The following is a 15,151-nucleotide window of genomic DNA, read 5'->3' on the forward strand; positions in this document are numbered from 1 at the left end:
GAAAAACCGGAGCGCTCTATCACTCCCTCCAGGAGAGTGAGAGAGCGTTCGGGTTTAAGGCGCATCAAGTGAGAGAGCGTTGCGTGGGGGTTAGAGGAGGCGGCGTTCGGCGGCCCACTTGGTCAGCTCGTGCCGGCTGGACAACTGGAGTTTGCGGAGTACTGCCGAGACGTGGGTTTCCACGGTCTTGATGCTGATGAAAAGCTCCTTGGCCACCTCCTTGTAGCTGTAGCCGCGGGCGATGAGGCGCATCACCTCGAGCTCCCGCGCGGAGAGCCTGTCCAGCTCGTCATCCGCGATGTCGGCCGGGGCGGTGCCGAAGGCGTCCAGGACAAAGCCGGCCAGCCGCGGCGAGAAGACGGCGTCTCCTCCGGCCACCCGATATACGGCGTCGGTTATTTCGGCCCCGGAGATGGTCTTGGTGACGTAGCCCCGGGCTCCAGCCCGGATGACCGCCACCACGTCCTCCGCCGCGTCCGAGACGCTGAGCGCCAGGAACCTCGTAGTGGACAGCAGTGCCGCCGAGCCGGCGATCACTTCGCGGCCGCCGCCGCCGAGGCCGCCCGGCAGGTGGACGTCGAGCAGCACCACGTCCGGCCGTTCCTGCGCTATCACGGCGATGGCCTGCTCCACGGTGGCGGCCTCGCCCACAATCTGGACGCTCGGATCGAGGTCGGCCTTCAGGCCTGAACGGAAGATCGCGTGATCATCCACGAGCACCACCCGGACAGACTGTGTGGCGCGGTTGGTCCCGTTGCCGGCTCCCTGTGCTGTGTTCATGGTTTGCCTTCCGTGTACTGCGGTTGCTTCTCCGCCTGCGCGGCCGGGAACCCCAGCCGGACTTCCGTGCCTTCACTGGTGCTGGTGATGGTGGCCGAGCCTCCGTGCCGGTTCATCCGGCCGATGATGGACTCCCGCACGCCCAGCCGGTCTTCGGGGACGTCCTGGAGTTCGAAGCCGGGACCCCGGTCCTTGATGAACACTTCGGCCCGCCCGCGGGTGGCCTCAAGATAGACCGATACCGCGCCGCCGCCGTGCCGCGACGCGTTAAGCATTGCCTCACGGCTGGCCTGGATCAGCGCCTCATGCCCCTCGGTGACCTCGGTGTCTCCCACGCTGACCACCTCCACTGCGTTCCCCAGCAGGTCCTCCACTTCCCCGGCGACCGCCTTGATCCGGTCCGAGAGCAGCCCGGAGTCCTTTCCGGGGTCGCCGAATAGCCAGCCCCGGAGTTCCCGCTCCTGCGCGCGGGCCAGGCGGACGACGTCGTGCTCGTTGGCGGCGCGCCGCTGGATGAGTGCCAGCGTCTGCAGGACCGAGTCGTGAAGGTGTGCCGCGATTTCCGCGCGTTCGGTCTCGCGGATCCTGCCGGCGCGTTCAGCTTCGAGGTCGCGCCAGAACTTCAGCGCCCACGGCAGCAGGACCAGCACCACCCCGCCGAGGACGGCCACGGATGCCAGCAGCGCCAGCCAGGTCTGCTCCCAGGAACCGGAGCCGGACACCATCACCAGGACGCCCGCCACCACCAACGCCAAGCCGGCGGCGAGCCGGGCCCAGCCGCCCGCTTGGTTTGCTTTGGTCTTGTCCACCAGCCCGGCCCGGCGGGTCTCATCAAGCTGCATCCAGGCGATGGAGGCCCCGCCCAGGACCGCGGCCGCGGGGATGATGGTCCCCAAGGGAACGTCCACGCCCAGCAGTTGGGCGCTCAGGATGCCCGCCACCAGGAGCAGCCCGGCACCGAGCAGGATCTCCTTGCCGTACCGCATCTCGCGGAACCGGAACCAGGGTGCCGGCACCTCCTCCGCGGCCAGTCCTGCTCCTGCAACCATGCCGGGGCCGGCGTTAGCCGACGGCGTGCCCATACCGGCGCCGGCGGGAGAACCGCCCGGGGAGCCGCCGGCAGGAACGCCTTTGAAGGGATCCACCGTAGTCCCGGCCGGCAAGGGCTTGAGGCTCACGGCAGGAGCAATGGGCGACGCCGGCCGCCGTCCCTGCCGCCGGGCGCTTTCGTAAGCGGTGGGCACCATGATCCAGAGCCAGGCGTAGAACACGACGCCGGCACCTCCGGCAAGGGACGCCAGGACCATCCCCACACGCACAGTGTTCACCGGCAGCCCAAGATGCGCGGCGAGGCCTGAACAGACCCCCGCAATGAAGCGGTCGCTGCTCCGGACCAGCGGCGGGCGGGCAGGCGCGGATGTCATGGTTCAATCCAAGCACGGATCAGGGTCTCCCGGACCCGGTTCGCACGGGAACCGGGGGCCCCTCAGGGAAGGCTCAGGGTGTCCCCCAGTAGAGCGGCCCAGCCGGGGGCGGCACGATCGAAGTATGAACTCGCTAACCCCAAACCCCCATGACGGCACGCCGGAAGATCCCCCAGCCAGCCCGGAAAAGGAGAATCCCACAGAGCCCCTCCCCAGGCGCGGGAACCCCATTCAGCCCCTGGTTCTGCCTCCTTCTGCCTCCGCATCGCCGCAGGATTCCGCAAGCCCGGGCCCAGCGCATGAACCAGTCTTCGAAACTGCGCAGGAGTCCGCCCAGGACTATCCGCATGGTCACCGGTCCCAGGGCCCTCCGCAGCCGGAAACTCCTGGCGGCGGCAGCTACTCCTATGCCGGAGTCCCGGACCAGCAGACCGACTTCTTCGGCTGGGTCCGCAGCCAGGGAATCAGCCGCGGCCAGGACCGCTGGGTGGGGGGCGTTTCCAGCGGCATCGCGCAGCGTATGGGAATCGACCCGTTGATTGTCCGCGGCGTCTTCATCATCCTTGCCCTCTTCGCCGGGATCGGCGTGCTTCTCTACGGACTTGCCTGGGCCTTCTTGCCTGAGCCCGACGGGCGCATCCACGTCCAGGAAGCCGGCGCGGGGCGCTGGACCACCGGGATGACGGGTTCACTGATCACGGTGGTGGCAGGATTCAGCGGGCTCGGCAACGGCTTCTGGGGCTGGGGCAACCGGGGTGTTGGCCCCTTCCTGTGGTCCCTGTTGTGGGTCGGCGGTGCCATCTACCTGGTGTACTACCTGGTGCAGCGCAACAAAACAGCCCCAGGCACGCCGGCCAGTGCAGCTACGGCCGGCGCGGCTGCCTACCCAGCGGGGACGTCCACTCCAACTACCCCGCCGTACTCAGACGTCGCAGGCAGCGGCCCGTTTGCCGGCAACCCCTACGGCGGGACTGTCGGTGGCACCGGAGCTGGTGCCGGGAGCGGTTCCGGCAGCGGTGGATGGGGCAGCGGTGGATACAGCGGCGGCCGGCCGTCGCCGGTTCCGCCCCCCGCTCCCAGGGTGCGCGCCGCAGGTCCCGGAACTCCCGCCGTCGCAATCGCTGCAGGCAGTGCGCTGCTGGTGGGCGCTGGCCTGAAAGCCCTGGACCTCACCAACGTCATCGACCTCGGCAACTCCGCCAACGCGGTTGCCTGGGCCAGCGCGGCAGCCGTCCTGGGCATTTGCATCCTCATTCTTGGCCTCCGCGGCCGGACCGCCGGCATCCTCTCGTTCTTTGCCGTGGCGGCCCTGATCACAGGAGGAATCTTCAATGTGGTGGGCAACAACGGAGACCGCGTCCGCTTCCAGCACGTTGACTGGGCACCGACGAGCATCGAGCAGGCCAGCGGCGGATTCGACATCACGGCCGGCAGCGGAACCGTTGACCTTACGGCTATGCCCCTGGATACCCCGCTCACCTCGGAGGTCCGCGTCCCCCTGGACATCACCGCCAGCAACGTCACAGTGATCATCCCGGGCGAGGTGCCCGTGGACATCAAGGCGGACATGACCCTCGGCAACCTGAACGAACGCGGGAACCAGCGGGGCGGCATCACCACCCGGCAGGGCAGCTACAACACCGACAAGCCCGGCAGCCACCTGGTGATCCAGATCAACGGCACCGTCAGCAACGTCACCATCCAGGAAGGCAAGTGACATGAGCAGCCAAACTACGGGCCCAAACCCGTACATTCCGGATCCGCATGCACAGGGAAGCACGACGGCGGCAGGCGCCTCTCCTGCCCCATCTTCCGGGGCACGCGTGGGAACCATCGTCTGGGGCCTGATCGTCCTGGCCCTCGCCGCACTGATCATCATCGCCCAACTGGGCATCGTCGCCCTCAACGGAACCTACGTCCTGATCGGACTCATGATCGGGGCAGGCGCGGCCCTGGTGCTCGGCGGCCTCCTCTCCGCCCGGAAACGTGACAACGGCCCAACAACACGGAAGTCTTGAACCATGGACAAGTTTTTCAGCATCGTCAGGGGCCTCGGCCTGAAACGCGGACCGGAACGGTGGCTTGGAGGCGTACTGGGAGGAATCGCGGCCAAGCTCAACGTGGACGTTGCTTTCGTCCGCATCGCGTTCCTGGTTTTCTGCCTGCTCCCCGGCCCGGCCGTCATCTTCTACCTCCTGGCCTGGGTGATCCTGCCGGACCAGAAGGACGTCATCCCGCTCCAGGTATTCCTCGAGCGGCGGTCCCTGAACCGTCCCTGACAACAGCACTACAAGGCCCCCGCTCCAGCTGCACCGGAGCGGGGGCTTTGTGTAACCAGTTTGTGTCGTACCCCACACACGCCACTAGAATCTATGTGAGCTCAGCGTGGCGCTCTGCCTGTAAACCCTCTCCCCAGGATTTGAGCGAGACATGAAAATCGGAATTCTTACCAGCGGTGGCGACTGCCCCGGCCTGAATGCGGTCATCCGCGGCGCGGTCCTCAAAGGTATTGCCATCCACGGCCACGAGTTCGTCGGCTTCCTCGACGGCTGGCGCGGCGTCGTTGAGGGCGACATCATCGATATCCCCCGGACCATGGTCCGCGGCATCGCCAAGCAGGGCGGCACCATCCTGGGCACCTCACGTACCAATCCGTTCGAAAACGGTGGCGGTCCCGAGGTCATCAAAGCCCACATGGACCGGCTGGGAATTGATGCCATCATCGCCATCGGAGGTGAGGGAACGCTCGCTGCGGCGAAGCGCCTCACGGACGCAGGCCTGAAGATCGTCGGCGTGCCCAAGACGGTGGACAACGACCTTGATGCCACGGACTACACGTTCGGCTTCGACACCGCTGTGCAGATCGCCACCGAAGCGATCGACCGCCTCCGCACCACCGGTGAGTCCCACCACCGCTGCATGATTGCCGAAGTCATGGGCAGGCACGTCGGCTGGATCGCCCTCCACGCCGGCATGGCCGCCGGTGCGCACGCCATCCTCATCCCGGAGCAGAAGGTCAGCATCGAGCAGATCACCGAGTGGGTGAAGGAAGCCCATTCCCGCGGCCGTGCGCCGTTGGTGGTGGTGGCGGAAGGTTTCGTCCCGGAGCACATGGAGACCCCGCATTCCGAGCGCGGCCTGGACACCTTCGGCCGCCCCCGCCTGGGCGGCATCGCGGACCAACTCGCCCCGGAACTGGAAGCCCGGACCGGCATCGAAACCCGCGCCACCATCCTGGGCCACATCCAGCGCGGCGGCGTGCCGTCCGCCTTCGACCGCGTCCTGGCCACCCGACTGGGCATGGCGGCCATCGACTCCGTGGTGGAAGGCTACTGGGGCACCATGGTGGCGCTCAAGGGAACGGACATAGAGCACGTGGGCTTCCAGGATGCGCTCGGACAGCTCAAGACCGTCCCGCAGAAACGCTACGACGAAGCCGCCGTCCTGTTCGGCTGAGTTGTCGCCGGGAGGCCAGGTCCTCCCCTGCTGCCGTGGCGTCCTGTTCTGCGGCGCGCGCTGCCCGCCCTAGGCTGGAGGCATGACACTTGACCCCGGTTCCGCAGCCATCATCCAGCTCGCGTGGGCCCGGCACCTGGGACTAGAGGACGACGCCTTCGGATCCGCCCTGGCGTCCGGGGAACGGATCGTCCGCGCGGACGACAATGCCCGGACGGTGGAGTTTGTCCGGCTTTTTGGCAGCTCTGCCCTGGTGGGCCCTCAGTGGGTCATCGACGCCGCGGAGGGCATCGCCGACGAAGAGATGGCCCAGCATGTAACGCTCATGACGCTGACGCGGTCCCACGGCGGCCATGGGATGGGCGCCGCAGCCCTGTTCTTCGCGGACGACCTCCCCCTGAAGCAGCCCCCGGAAGAGATGACTGTTTCACACGGCAACCCGGAGGCCATCGAACTGGAGGGCAACTGCCCGCCGGACGACGTCAACGAGGTGGGCCTGTCGGACCTCGAAAACCGTTACACGATCGTCCACGAGGTGGAGGGCCGCCGCGTGCCGCTTGCCTGCGGAGCCTATTCCGAGTGGGAGGGCCTGCTGGCCCACTTGGGTGTCCTGGTGGATCCGGCATGGCGGCGACGGGGCCTGGGGACGCTGGCCGCTTCCATCGCGGCGCACGAGGCGCTGGCCGCGGGGCTTACGCTGCAATGGCGGACGGACGTCAGCAACACCGGAGCCCTGGCGCTGGCCCGGAATCTCGGCCTGTCAGCCGGCGGAATCCAGACCAGCGTCCACCTTGGCTGACCCCGGGATTGCCGCGCCAGGTCCGGTGAGGGCCACCGGGTCCTCCTCGGCCAGGTTGTGATCTGCCGGACGCGACCCGGTGGCACTAGCCCAGGAGATCCGTGATCTCCTGGCGGGCGAACATTTGGGCTGCTGCGCGGGCGGACGGCGAACCTGCGTCCGGATCGGCGCCGGCGTCGAGCAGGACCCGGGCAACGTCGGTGTAACCCTTGAATGCGGCCCCGGCGAGCGGTGTCTGGCCCCGGTCGTTCGCGGAGTTGGCATCGGCACCGTGTTTCAGGAGGAGCTGAACGGTCTCCGCGTGGCCGTGGTAGGCGGCCAGCATGAGCAGCGAATCCCCGGCCGCATTGGTCAAGGTGGCGGGAGCGCCGGCGTCGAGATACGCACGCAACAGTGCAGTCTCCCCCTCCCGTGCCGCCTGGAAGAGCGTCTGCGCCAGGGCCAGCGTCTCGTCGTCGGGCGCTGCGCCGCGTGGTGCTGTGCTGGACGGCGCTGTTCTGGTTTCGGCGTCTTCGGTCATGAGCGTGGCCCCCTGAGGAATCCGGTCTGGCGCCCCACCACCTGGCCGGCGTCGGGGGCAACGATGAGTTCCTGGGCAGCGGGGTACGGCTCGTCGCCGTCCAGGACCGTCAGTATCTCATCGGGGGCAACCGAACGCTTTATGACTGCCAGGGCAACCGGGCCCATCTCATAATGCTGCGCCACGGATGTAACGGTCCCCACTTTCCGCTCCCCCGCCAGCACGGGGCTGCCGGCCTGGGGCAGCGTGTGCTGGGAGCCGTCCAGCTGGAGGAAGACGAGCCGCCGGGGCGGGTGGCCCAGATTGTGCACCCGCGCGATGGTTTCCTGTCCTTTGTAGCAGCCCTTGGCCAGGTGCACGGCGGTCCGCAGGAGGTCCAGCTCGTGCGGAATGGTCTTGTCGTCCGTCTCGGCCCCGATCCGGGGACGCCAGGCGGCCACGCGCAGCGCCTCGGCGGCAAGGACGCCTGCAAGGGGGCGCTCTCCCACTGTCCGCTCCAGCTCGTCGGCCGGCACCAGGTACTCGAACCACGGCCGGTCCAGGCCGGGGTGGCCCGACTCCGGGACAGTGGCGTAGGAGTAGCCGCCCGCCCCCACGTGCGGCCACGGGTCCTGCCAGGCCAGCAGACCGGACCATTCGGGCACAGCCTTCGTGCTGCCGACCACGGCCCAGTCCGCGGAGGCATCCGCGATATCCACCCGCAGCGTGAACTTCATCCTGTTGAGGAACTCTGCCAGCGGGGCGGCTTCGGCGGCCTCGACGATCAGCCAGGTGGTGCCGCCGTCGTCAATGACCCGGGCGTCGAAATCGATCCGGCCCTGCACGCTCAGAAGGAGCAGTTCGCTGGACTCGCCCGGCTGCAGGCCTGTGACCTGCTGCGAGGAGAGGGTGTTGAGCCAGCTGAGGCGGTCCGGACCTGTCACTGTCACGACGCCGCGGGAGGAGAGGTCGACGACGGCGGTTCCGGCCGCGAGGGCGCGCTGCTCGCGGAGGGGCTCACCGTAGTGGGCGGCAACACCGGCGTCGGCACCGGCCGCCTCGACGGCGCCAGGGCGCGACAGCAGGGGGCTGGGAGTAGTCATATGTAGTAGAAGTCCTTGGGGCTCGGCGGTATTCCGGATTCTTGCAAATCGACGCGGGATTCGGCCGCCTGCACCCTCGGCGCGGAAGGACGGGTAGGGGTCAGGAGACCTTTTTCAGGAAGGCCGAGGCGTGCGCTTCCAGGCCCTTTCCTTCCTTGCCGCCAACGGCCACGTCCCAGCGCCACAGGAGGTTCCCGTCTACCAGGCCGAAGATGCGCGTGGCGGCGCTGTAGTCCTTGGAATGGCTGCCGCGCATCACCATATCCGTGGTGAGCTGGATCTGCGGGCCCTTGATCTGCCCGTAGTAGAGCTCGGAAATGCCGCCGGGGTGCGAAATGGACACCGAGATGTCGAACCCGCCCTCGCTGTTGCGCAGGGCCTCCACTTCGTCGGCACTCTTCAGCGCCGGAACGATGTCCGCGGGGATCAGGCCCGGGCCGCCGTCGGCATCAAGCTGCTTGCGCTCCAGCGCCCAGAAGCCGGTCTCGACGGTGAGCGGCCGCAGGCGCGTGCCGTCGTCGTCCGTCAGCCAGCTCTCCGCGCGGTACTGAAGGTACGGCAGCCCGTTGTGGGTGAAGGACACGTGCTGCAGGAAATGCTCCGAGTCCTCGTCCCCGCTGCCGAGGCGGCCGCGGCCTTCCCACTCACCAATGAGCCAGGAAAGCGGAACAAGTTCGGGAGTCAGGTCTGTGGGAATCTCAATGGGCACTGCGATTACCTCGGGAAACGGCTAGCTCCGGAAAAGGGGACTACTTCTGGCCTTTGAACAGGCGGTAGACCACGAAGCCGGCAAACCAGGCCATGGCGAGGCTGGCGATGCCGAGCAGGACAAGGAAGAAGATTTCAAAAGCAAGTACGGACATGGTGCCATCCTAACGCGTTAGTAGATGAGAAGTTTGTCTATGAAGTAGGCCAGGGAACCCACCGCGGAGACAGGAGCTAGGCCCATGCTAAGGGCTGCCTGGATGTTAAGGGGTGCACCGCGAAGCGTGACGAGCCGCCGGAAGCTTGCCAGTACTGCACCAACCACTACGCCGAAGATGGCGGCCGGCAGGACGGCTATGTCCGAGAACACCAGTCCGGCAAGGGGCCCGGCAAGGCCGGCCAGCACGATTCCAAGGGGCGCCACCACGCTGTCCGGCCAGCGGATCAGCCCGGCCAGCAGGGCAACTGCGGCACTGATGGCCGCCACCAGGAGCATCTCCCGGACACCGTTGAACCGCGCACCCGCTATCCAACCGGAGCCCAGGCAGGCGAGCAGCACGCCTACGCAGCATCCCAGCGTGGATTCCAGCCGCTGCGCCTGCCCGGTTCCGCGGATCAACTGCACCACAAAGACCGCGATCATGCCCAGGGCGATGAAGGCGGGGGTCCAGTCCAGGTACCCGGGAGCGGGAGCCAGGCCGGCACCGAGCGCGGCTCCGGCGCCTGGCACGGCAATCACTGCTGCCAGGGTCTTCTTGGCAGGAATACGGAGAAAGTGCGGCCAGCCGACGCCGATGGCGGCGGCGGTGGCCACCGCCACGCCTACGAGCACCTCGCGGGACGTATAGACGCCGGCAATGATCGCGGCCAGGCCGGCCATTCCCACCACGCCGATGGTCCACGAGCCCAAGGGCCGCGCAGGAGCCTGCAGTTCCGCCGTCATGCGGAACCCGGCCTGGACTTAGTTTCTGCACTCACTGCGCTGCAATCCCATCCTGGCGGCGACCTGGAAAGGCGGGCCGCCCTTCGCGGAGGGCGTCGGGGCCCTTGGCTCAATCCTGCCTTATATGAACGGCATATGTCGCAAAACGTCCCCTCATCCGGGCCGAATCCATGGTTGCGAAGGCACCGCCGGGTATACTCAAAGCTCAGCTACGCTCCCTGCTGAGGTTGCCGGCCGGCGCCCTGAACAATGGCCGGAGACCCGAGCAGGAAGCCAGTACCGGCCGGTGGAAACCCGGTTCAGTCGCCCAATGATGCGCGGACGGCCCTTGGAGGAACAATGTCGCACATCCTGCTCTTGACGAACAGCCCTGGCTCTTCGGTGGACATCCTGCCCGCCCTGGAATTGCTGAACCACCGGGTCCACATCCTCCCTGCCGAGCCCACCGCGCTGCTGGAGACGGACCCCTGCGACATCGTGCTGCTGGATGCCCGCAAGGACCTGGTGGGCGCCCGCTCCCTCACCCAGCTGCTCAAGGCCACCGGCCTGAGCGCGCCCCTGGTACTGATCCTGACCGAAGGCGGAATGGCGGCTGTTTCCTCGGCCTGGGCCGTGGACGACATCGTGCTGGACTCCGCCGGGCCTGCTGAAGTGGAAGCCCGGATCAGGCTGTCTGTTGCCCGCGCCGTCCCGGACCAGGAGGACACGCCGACGGAGATCCGGGCCGCCGGCGTAGTCATCGACGAAGCGAGCTACACCGCCCGCGTGAACGGCGCACCGCTCAACCTGACCTTCAAGGAATTCGAGCTGCTGAAGTACCTGGCGCAGCACCCCGGCCGCGTTTTCACCCGCCAGCAGCTGCTCACCGAAGTGTGGGGCTACGACTACTACGGCGGCACCCGCACCGTGGATGTCCACGTCCGCCGCCTACGGGCGAAGCTGGGCGCCGATCACGAGAACCTCATCAGCACCGTGCGCAACGTGGGCTACCGCCTGACCTTGGTGCGGCAGCAGGAGGATGAGCTCACCGAGGCCTGAGCGCCGGAGCCGCTTCCCGTATAGCCTTGCCTCATGACTCCAGCGCACCCAGAGAAGTGGCCCGTCCATGCTGAACGGGGCGCGGTTGACCAGCAGCTGCTGAAGGACTGCCGGGACCTCCTGACCGCGGCAGAGGAATCGGACGGTAATCCTTCCATTTCGGAGCAGACCCAGGTGACCATGCGCGCCGGCGATTCGGCGGAGCACTCGGTGCTCACCCTGGCGCTGTATGCCCCTGACGAGGACTCTGATCCCGCCAGCGGGCAGGACCTGGCCGGATTTGCCGTGGTGGTGGAATCCCCCGACGGCACCGGAGTGCTGGAGATCGCCGTCCACCCCAGCTACCGGAACCAGGGCGTGGCAGACCGCCTGGTGGGTGCCCTTCAGGACAGCCGCGGCCTAAACGGATTGAAGGCGTGGTCCCACGGCAACCACGAGGCCGCCGCGGAACTGGCTGCCCGCTACGGTTTCGGGCCGGTGCGTGAGCTTTGGAAGATGAGGATGACGACGGCGGGGGCGGACCTTCCCGAGGCCGTCCTGCCGGAGGGCGTGTCAATCCGCGCCTTTGTTCCCGGGCAGGATGAGGAAGCCTGGCTGGCCGTCAACCGGGCCGCCTTCGCCCACCACCCCGAACAGGGCAGCCTTACCCGGGCCGACCTTGAGGCGCGCATGGCCGAGGACTGGTTCAACCCTGAAGGCTTCCTGCTGGCCGAGGATCGGCAGGGCAGGCTGCTGGGTTTCCACTGGACCAAGGTCCACCCCAAGCACGGACCCCACCCGGCCATCGGCGAGGTGTACGCGGTGGGTGTTGCCCCTGAAGCGCAGGGCATGGGCCTTGGCAAGGCCCTTACCCTGGCCGGCATCAGGTACCTGCAGGACCTGGGGCTGCACGCCGTCATGCTTTACACCGATGCCGACAACGTCCCCGCAGTTTCGCTGTACCGGCGGCTGGGGTTCACCCGTTGGGACATGGACGTAATGTACGGGCCGGTGGCAGCCGGTTAGTCCTGCAGGCGGTTCATGAAGGTGGGGCCGGAAATCCGCGGTCTTGGGCCAGCTGAATGCTTGTAAGGTTGAAGCAGGACCGCGCAGGCCGGAAGCGCCAGCATCAACCGCCAGGTAAAGGAGATGCCATGAACCCGGAACCTTCCGGATCAGCCACGTCACAGGATGTTGCCGTGCCGGTGCGTGCCCGCTTCGGTTCCTCTGAGGTTCCGGCGTCGCGCGCCACCCAGGACCGCATTGACATCCCCGAATTCGCGCCGAACCTGCAGCCGGAGGGCGACATCCGGCCGGACCGCTTCCTGGACCGGGAGCTGAGCTGGCTCAGCTTCAACTCCCGCGTGCTGGAACTGGCCGAGGACGCCACCCTCCACCTCCTGGAGCGCGTCAGCTTCCTGTCGATCTTCGCCTCCAACCTGGACGAGTTCTTTATGGTGCGGGTAGCCGGCCTCAAACGGCGCATCGCCACCGGCCTGGCCGTCCCCTCCCCCGCGGGCCTCAGCCCGGTGGAGGTGCTGGAACGGATCAGCGAAGAGGCCCACCGGTTGCAGCAGCGGCACGCGCAGGTCTACGCCGAGCAGATCCGCCCCGCCCTGGCCTATGAACACATCCACCTCATGCACTGGGACGAACTGGATGAGACCGCCAAGCAGCAGCTCAGTGTGATGTTTGCCGAGAAGGTGTTCCCCATCCTCACGCCCTTGGCGGTGGACCCGGCCCACCCCTTCCCCTACATCTCAGGGCTTTCGCTCAACCTCGCCGTTGTGGTCCGTAACCCGGTCAGCGACAAGGAGCTCTTCGCCCGCGTCAAGGTACCGGACCAGCTCCCGCGCCTGATCTCCATCGACGGTCCCCGTGCCGGTGCGGTGGCCGGGCGCGTGGCCCGCTTCATCGCCCTTGAGGAAGTCATTGCCGTCCACCTTGACAAGCTTTTCCCTGGGATGGAGGTCCTGGAGCACCACACCTTCCGCGTCACTAGGAATGAAGACGTTGAGGTGGAGGAGGACGACGCCGAGAACCTCCTGCAGGCCCTCGAAAAAGAACTCCTGCGCCGCCGCTTCGGCCCGCCCGTCCGGCTTGAGGTCACCAACGACATCAACCCGAACATCCGCGCGCTGCTGATCCGCGAGCTGGGCGTCGACGAATCCGAGGTCTACTCCGTTCCGGCTCCCCTGGATCTGCGCGGGCTGTCCGTGATTGCCGGCATCGACCGTGCCGACCTCCACTACCCCAAGCACGTCCCGCACACGTCCCGGTACCTCAATGAGTCGGAGACGTCCAAGGCCGCGAACGTGTTTGCCGCCATGCGCCGGCGGGACATCCTGCTCCACCACCCCTACGACTCGTTCTCCACCTCCGTGCAGGCTTTCCTGGAGCAGGCTGCCGCGGACCCCAAGGTCCAGGCCATCAAGCAGACCCTGTACCGCACGTCCGGCGACTCCCCCATCGTCGACGCGCTGATCGATGCTGCCGAGGCCGGCAAGCAGGTCCTGGCCCTGGTGGAAATCAAGGCGCGGTTTGACGAGCAGGCGAACATCTCCTGGGCGCGCAAGCTGGAACAGGCCGGCGTGCACGTGGTCTACGGCATCGTGGGACTCAAGACCCACTGCAAGCTCTCGCTGGTGGTCCGCCAGGAGGTTGACGGGCTGCGCCGCTACTGCCACATCGGCACCGGCAACTACCACCCCCGGACTGCCCGCTACTACGAGGACCTGGGCCTGCTGACCGCCAACGAGCAGGTGGGCGAGGACCTGTCCAAGCTGTTCAACCAGCTCTCCGGCTACGCGCCCAAGTCAACGTTCAAGAGGCTGCTGGTCGCTCCACGCTCCGTGCGTTCAGGGCTGATCGACCGCATTGAGACTGAAATCCGCAATGCCCGTGCCGGAATCCCCGGCCGGGTGCAGATCAAGGTCAATTCCATGGTGGATGAGGCCATCATCGATTCCCTGTACCGCGCCTCGCAGGCCGGCGTGAAAGTGGACGTGGTGGTCCGCGGAATCTGCTCCCTCCGCCCGGGAGTGCCGGGCCTCAGCGACAACATCACCGTCCGCTCCATCCTGGGCAGGTTCCTGGAACACTCCCGCGTGTTCGCCTTCGCCAACGGCGGGGATCCCGTGGTGTACATCGGTTCGGCGGACATGATGCACCGCAACCTGGACCGCCGGGTGGAGGCCCTGGTCCAGCTGGCCAGCGCCGACGACATCAGCTACGTCCTTGACCTGTTGAAGCGCTACATGGCTCCGGAAACCGCCAGCTGGCACCTCGACAACCAGGGGGTCTGGACCCGGCACCACCTGTCCGAGGACGGAACGCCGCTTGAAGACGTCCAGTCCTGGCTGCTGGCCTCCCGCCCCCGGCAGCGCAGCCTGAGCCGGCGCTAAGGGCCACTGTTTTGTCGAGCGATGCACTTGTAGCAGACCAGACAGACCACCCCGGGGAACCAGTAGCCGTAACAGCTGCCGGCGCCCTGCCCTGGCGCGTGGTGAAGGACAAGCTTGAGGTCCTGCTGATCCACCGCCCGCGCTACGACGACTGGTCGTGGCCCAAGGGCAAGATCGACGACGGCGAGACGGTGCCGGAGTGCGCGGTCCGGGAGGTGCAGGAGGAAATCGGGCTCATCGCCCAGCTGGGCATCCCCCTGCCGCCCATCCACTACCACGTGGCCTCCGGCCTCAAGGTGGTCCACTATTGGGCTGTCAAGGCAAACGGGGTCAGCCTCCTTCCCGACGGGAAGGAGGTGGACAGCGTCATGTGGTGCGCCCCCGAGAAGGCGGCTGCGCTGCTGTCCAACCCCTCCGACGTCGTGCCCCTTCAGTACCTGCACGACGCGCACAGGCGCGGGGAGTTGGACACGTGGCCGCTCATAGTGCTCCGCCATGCCAAGGCCAAGCCGCGCTCATCCTGGAGCAAGGCGGAGGGCGAGCGGCCGCTTGCCGCCACGGGGACACGGCAGGCGCAGGCCGTCAGCAGGCTGCTGCACGCCTGGAAGCCGCTCCGCGTGGTGACCAGCCCCTGGCTGCGGTGCGTGGCAACAGTGGCGCCTTACGCGAAGGCGGCGGGCGCGAAGGTGAAGCTGGCGGAGCCGCTCACGGAGCACCGGCACCAGCGGAGCCCCAAGAAAACGGCAGCCGTCATCGAGGGCCTTTTCGACAAGCAGCGTCCGGTGGTCATCTGCACGCACCGCCCCGCGCTGCCCACGGTGTTCAGCCAGCTCAGCCGGCACATGCCGGCGCACCTGCGCGCCCTCCTGCCGGCCAAGGAGCCGTACCTCAGCCCCGGCGAACTGGTGGTGTGCCACGTGGCACCAGGCGGGCAGGCGCGGGTTGTGGCGGTGGAGCAGTTCAAGCCGTTCGACGACTGAATGTCGCGCAGCTGCTCTCCGGACCAGCCAAGTAGACTTTA

The 15,151-nt window shown here is 67.3% G+C and carries 15 protein-coding genes; 9 read left to right on the forward strand and 6 right to left on the reverse strand.

Annotated features, from left to right (window positions below):
* Positions 1 to 90: 90 nt before the first annotated feature.
* Positions 91 to 780 carry a LuxR C-terminal-related transcriptional regulator gene (locus C3B78_RS14360; protein ID WP_104998649.1) on the reverse strand — a complete coding sequence of 230 codons (690 nt, stop codon included), beginning with the start codon at positions 778 to 780 and terminating at the stop codon, positions 91 to 93.
* Positions 777 to 2,204, reverse strand: coding sequence for an ATP-binding protein (locus C3B78_RS14365; protein WP_104998650.1), 1,428 nt, complete (start codon positions 2,202 to 2,204; stop codon positions 777 to 779). The genes C3B78_RS14360 and C3B78_RS14365 overlap by 4 nt, the downstream gene beginning before the upstream one ends.
* 124 nt (positions 2,205 to 2,328) lie before the next feature.
* On the opposite strand from C3B78_RS14365, the gene C3B78_RS14370 reads away from it, so the two are divergent.
* The 5 genes from C3B78_RS14370 (at position 2,329) to C3B78_RS14390 (ending at position 6,459) form a co-directional block, all read left to right on the forward strand.
* A complete protein-coding gene (locus tag C3B78_RS14370) occupies positions 2,329 to 3,921 on the forward strand; it encodes a PspC domain-containing protein (RefSeq protein ID WP_104998651.1) in 1,593 nt (530 codons plus the stop codon).
* Between the two features lies 1 nt (position 3,922).
* On the forward strand, positions 3,923 to 4,222 hold the full coding sequence (locus C3B78_RS14375) for a hypothetical protein (protein ID WP_234005399.1): 300 nt from the start codon (positions 3,923 to 3,925) through the stop codon (positions 4,220 to 4,222).
* A gap of 3 nt (positions 4,223 to 4,225) precedes the next feature.
* Positions 4,226 to 4,483, forward strand: coding sequence for a PspC domain-containing protein (locus C3B78_RS14380; protein WP_104998652.1), 258 nt, complete (start codon positions 4,226 to 4,228; stop codon positions 4,481 to 4,483).
* A gap of 151 nt (positions 4,484 to 4,634) precedes the next feature.
* The gene (locus tag C3B78_RS14385; RefSeq protein ID WP_104998653.1) at positions 4,635 to 5,660 is read left to right on the forward strand and encodes an ATP-dependent 6-phosphofructokinase; all 1,026 of its coding nucleotides are present in this window, start codon (positions 4,635 to 4,637) and stop codon (positions 5,658 to 5,660) included.
* Between the two features lie 82 nt (positions 5,661 to 5,742).
* On the forward strand, positions 5,743 to 6,459 hold the full coding sequence (locus C3B78_RS14390; RefSeq protein ID WP_104998654.1) for a GNAT family N-acetyltransferase: 717 nt from the start codon (positions 5,743 to 5,745) through the stop codon (positions 6,457 to 6,459).
* Positions 6,460 to 6,544: 85 nt separating this feature from the next.
* Here C3B78_RS14390 and C3B78_RS14395 read toward each other — a convergent pair whose 3' ends face one another.
* The 4 genes from C3B78_RS14395 to C3B78_RS14410 form a co-directional block, all read right to left on the reverse strand.
* Entirely contained in the window at positions 6,545 to 6,979 is a 435-nt protein-coding gene (locus C3B78_RS14395) for an ankyrin repeat domain-containing protein (protein WP_104998655.1), read from the reverse strand.
* Positions 6,976 to 8,061, reverse strand: coding sequence for a CAF17-like 4Fe-4S cluster assembly/insertion protein YgfZ (gene ygfZ, locus C3B78_RS14400; RefSeq protein ID WP_199775260.1), 1,086 nt, complete (start codon positions 8,059 to 8,061; stop codon positions 6,976 to 6,978). The genes C3B78_RS14395 and ygfZ overlap by 4 nt, the downstream gene beginning before the upstream one ends.
* Positions 8,062 to 8,161: 100 nt before the next feature.
* A complete protein-coding gene (locus tag C3B78_RS14405) occupies positions 8,162 to 8,770 on the reverse strand; it encodes an FABP family protein (RefSeq protein ID WP_104998656.1) in 609 nt (202 codons plus the stop codon).
* Between the two features lie 171 nt (positions 8,771 to 8,941).
* Positions 8,942 to 9,709 (reverse strand): permease, encoded by a 768-nt coding sequence (locus C3B78_RS14410; protein ID WP_104998657.1) that lies wholly within the window; start codon positions 9,707 to 9,709, stop codon positions 8,942 to 8,944.
* 339 nt (positions 9,710 to 10,048) lie between these two features.
* On the opposite strand from C3B78_RS14410, the gene C3B78_RS14415 reads away from it, so the two are divergent.
* The 4 genes from C3B78_RS14415 (at position 10,049) to C3B78_RS14430 (ending at position 15,110) form a co-directional block, all read left to right on the forward strand.
* The gene (locus C3B78_RS14415; protein ID WP_104998658.1) at positions 10,049 to 10,747 is read left to right on the forward strand and encodes a winged helix-turn-helix transcriptional regulator; all 699 of its coding nucleotides are present in this window, start codon (positions 10,049 to 10,051) and stop codon (positions 10,745 to 10,747) included.
* A 33-nt stretch (positions 10,748 to 10,780) separates the two neighbouring features.
* The gene (mshD, locus tag C3B78_RS14420; protein WP_104998659.1) at positions 10,781 to 11,752 is read left to right on the forward strand and encodes a mycothiol synthase; all 972 of its coding nucleotides are present in this window, start codon (positions 10,781 to 10,783) and stop codon (positions 11,750 to 11,752) included.
* Between the two features lie 128 nt (positions 11,753 to 11,880).
* Positions 11,881 to 14,130 carry an RNA degradosome polyphosphate kinase gene (locus C3B78_RS14425; protein WP_104998660.1) on the forward strand — a complete coding sequence of 750 codons (2,250 nt, stop codon included), beginning with the start codon at positions 11,881 to 11,883 and terminating at the stop codon, positions 14,128 to 14,130.
* Positions 14,131 to 14,141: 11 nt separating this feature from the next.
* Positions 14,142 to 15,110: an NUDIX hydrolase gene (locus tag C3B78_RS14430; RefSeq protein ID WP_104998661.1), complete on the forward strand. Its 969-nt coding sequence runs from the start codon at positions 14,142 to 14,144 to the stop codon at positions 15,108 to 15,110.
* The last annotated feature ends 41 nt before the right edge of the window (positions 15,111 to 15,151 follow it).

Origin of the sequence: Arthrobacter sp. PGP41 (assembly GCF_002953935.1) — a bacterium.
Classification (GTDB): Bacteria; Actinomycetota; Actinomycetes; order Actinomycetales; family Micrococcaceae; genus Arthrobacter.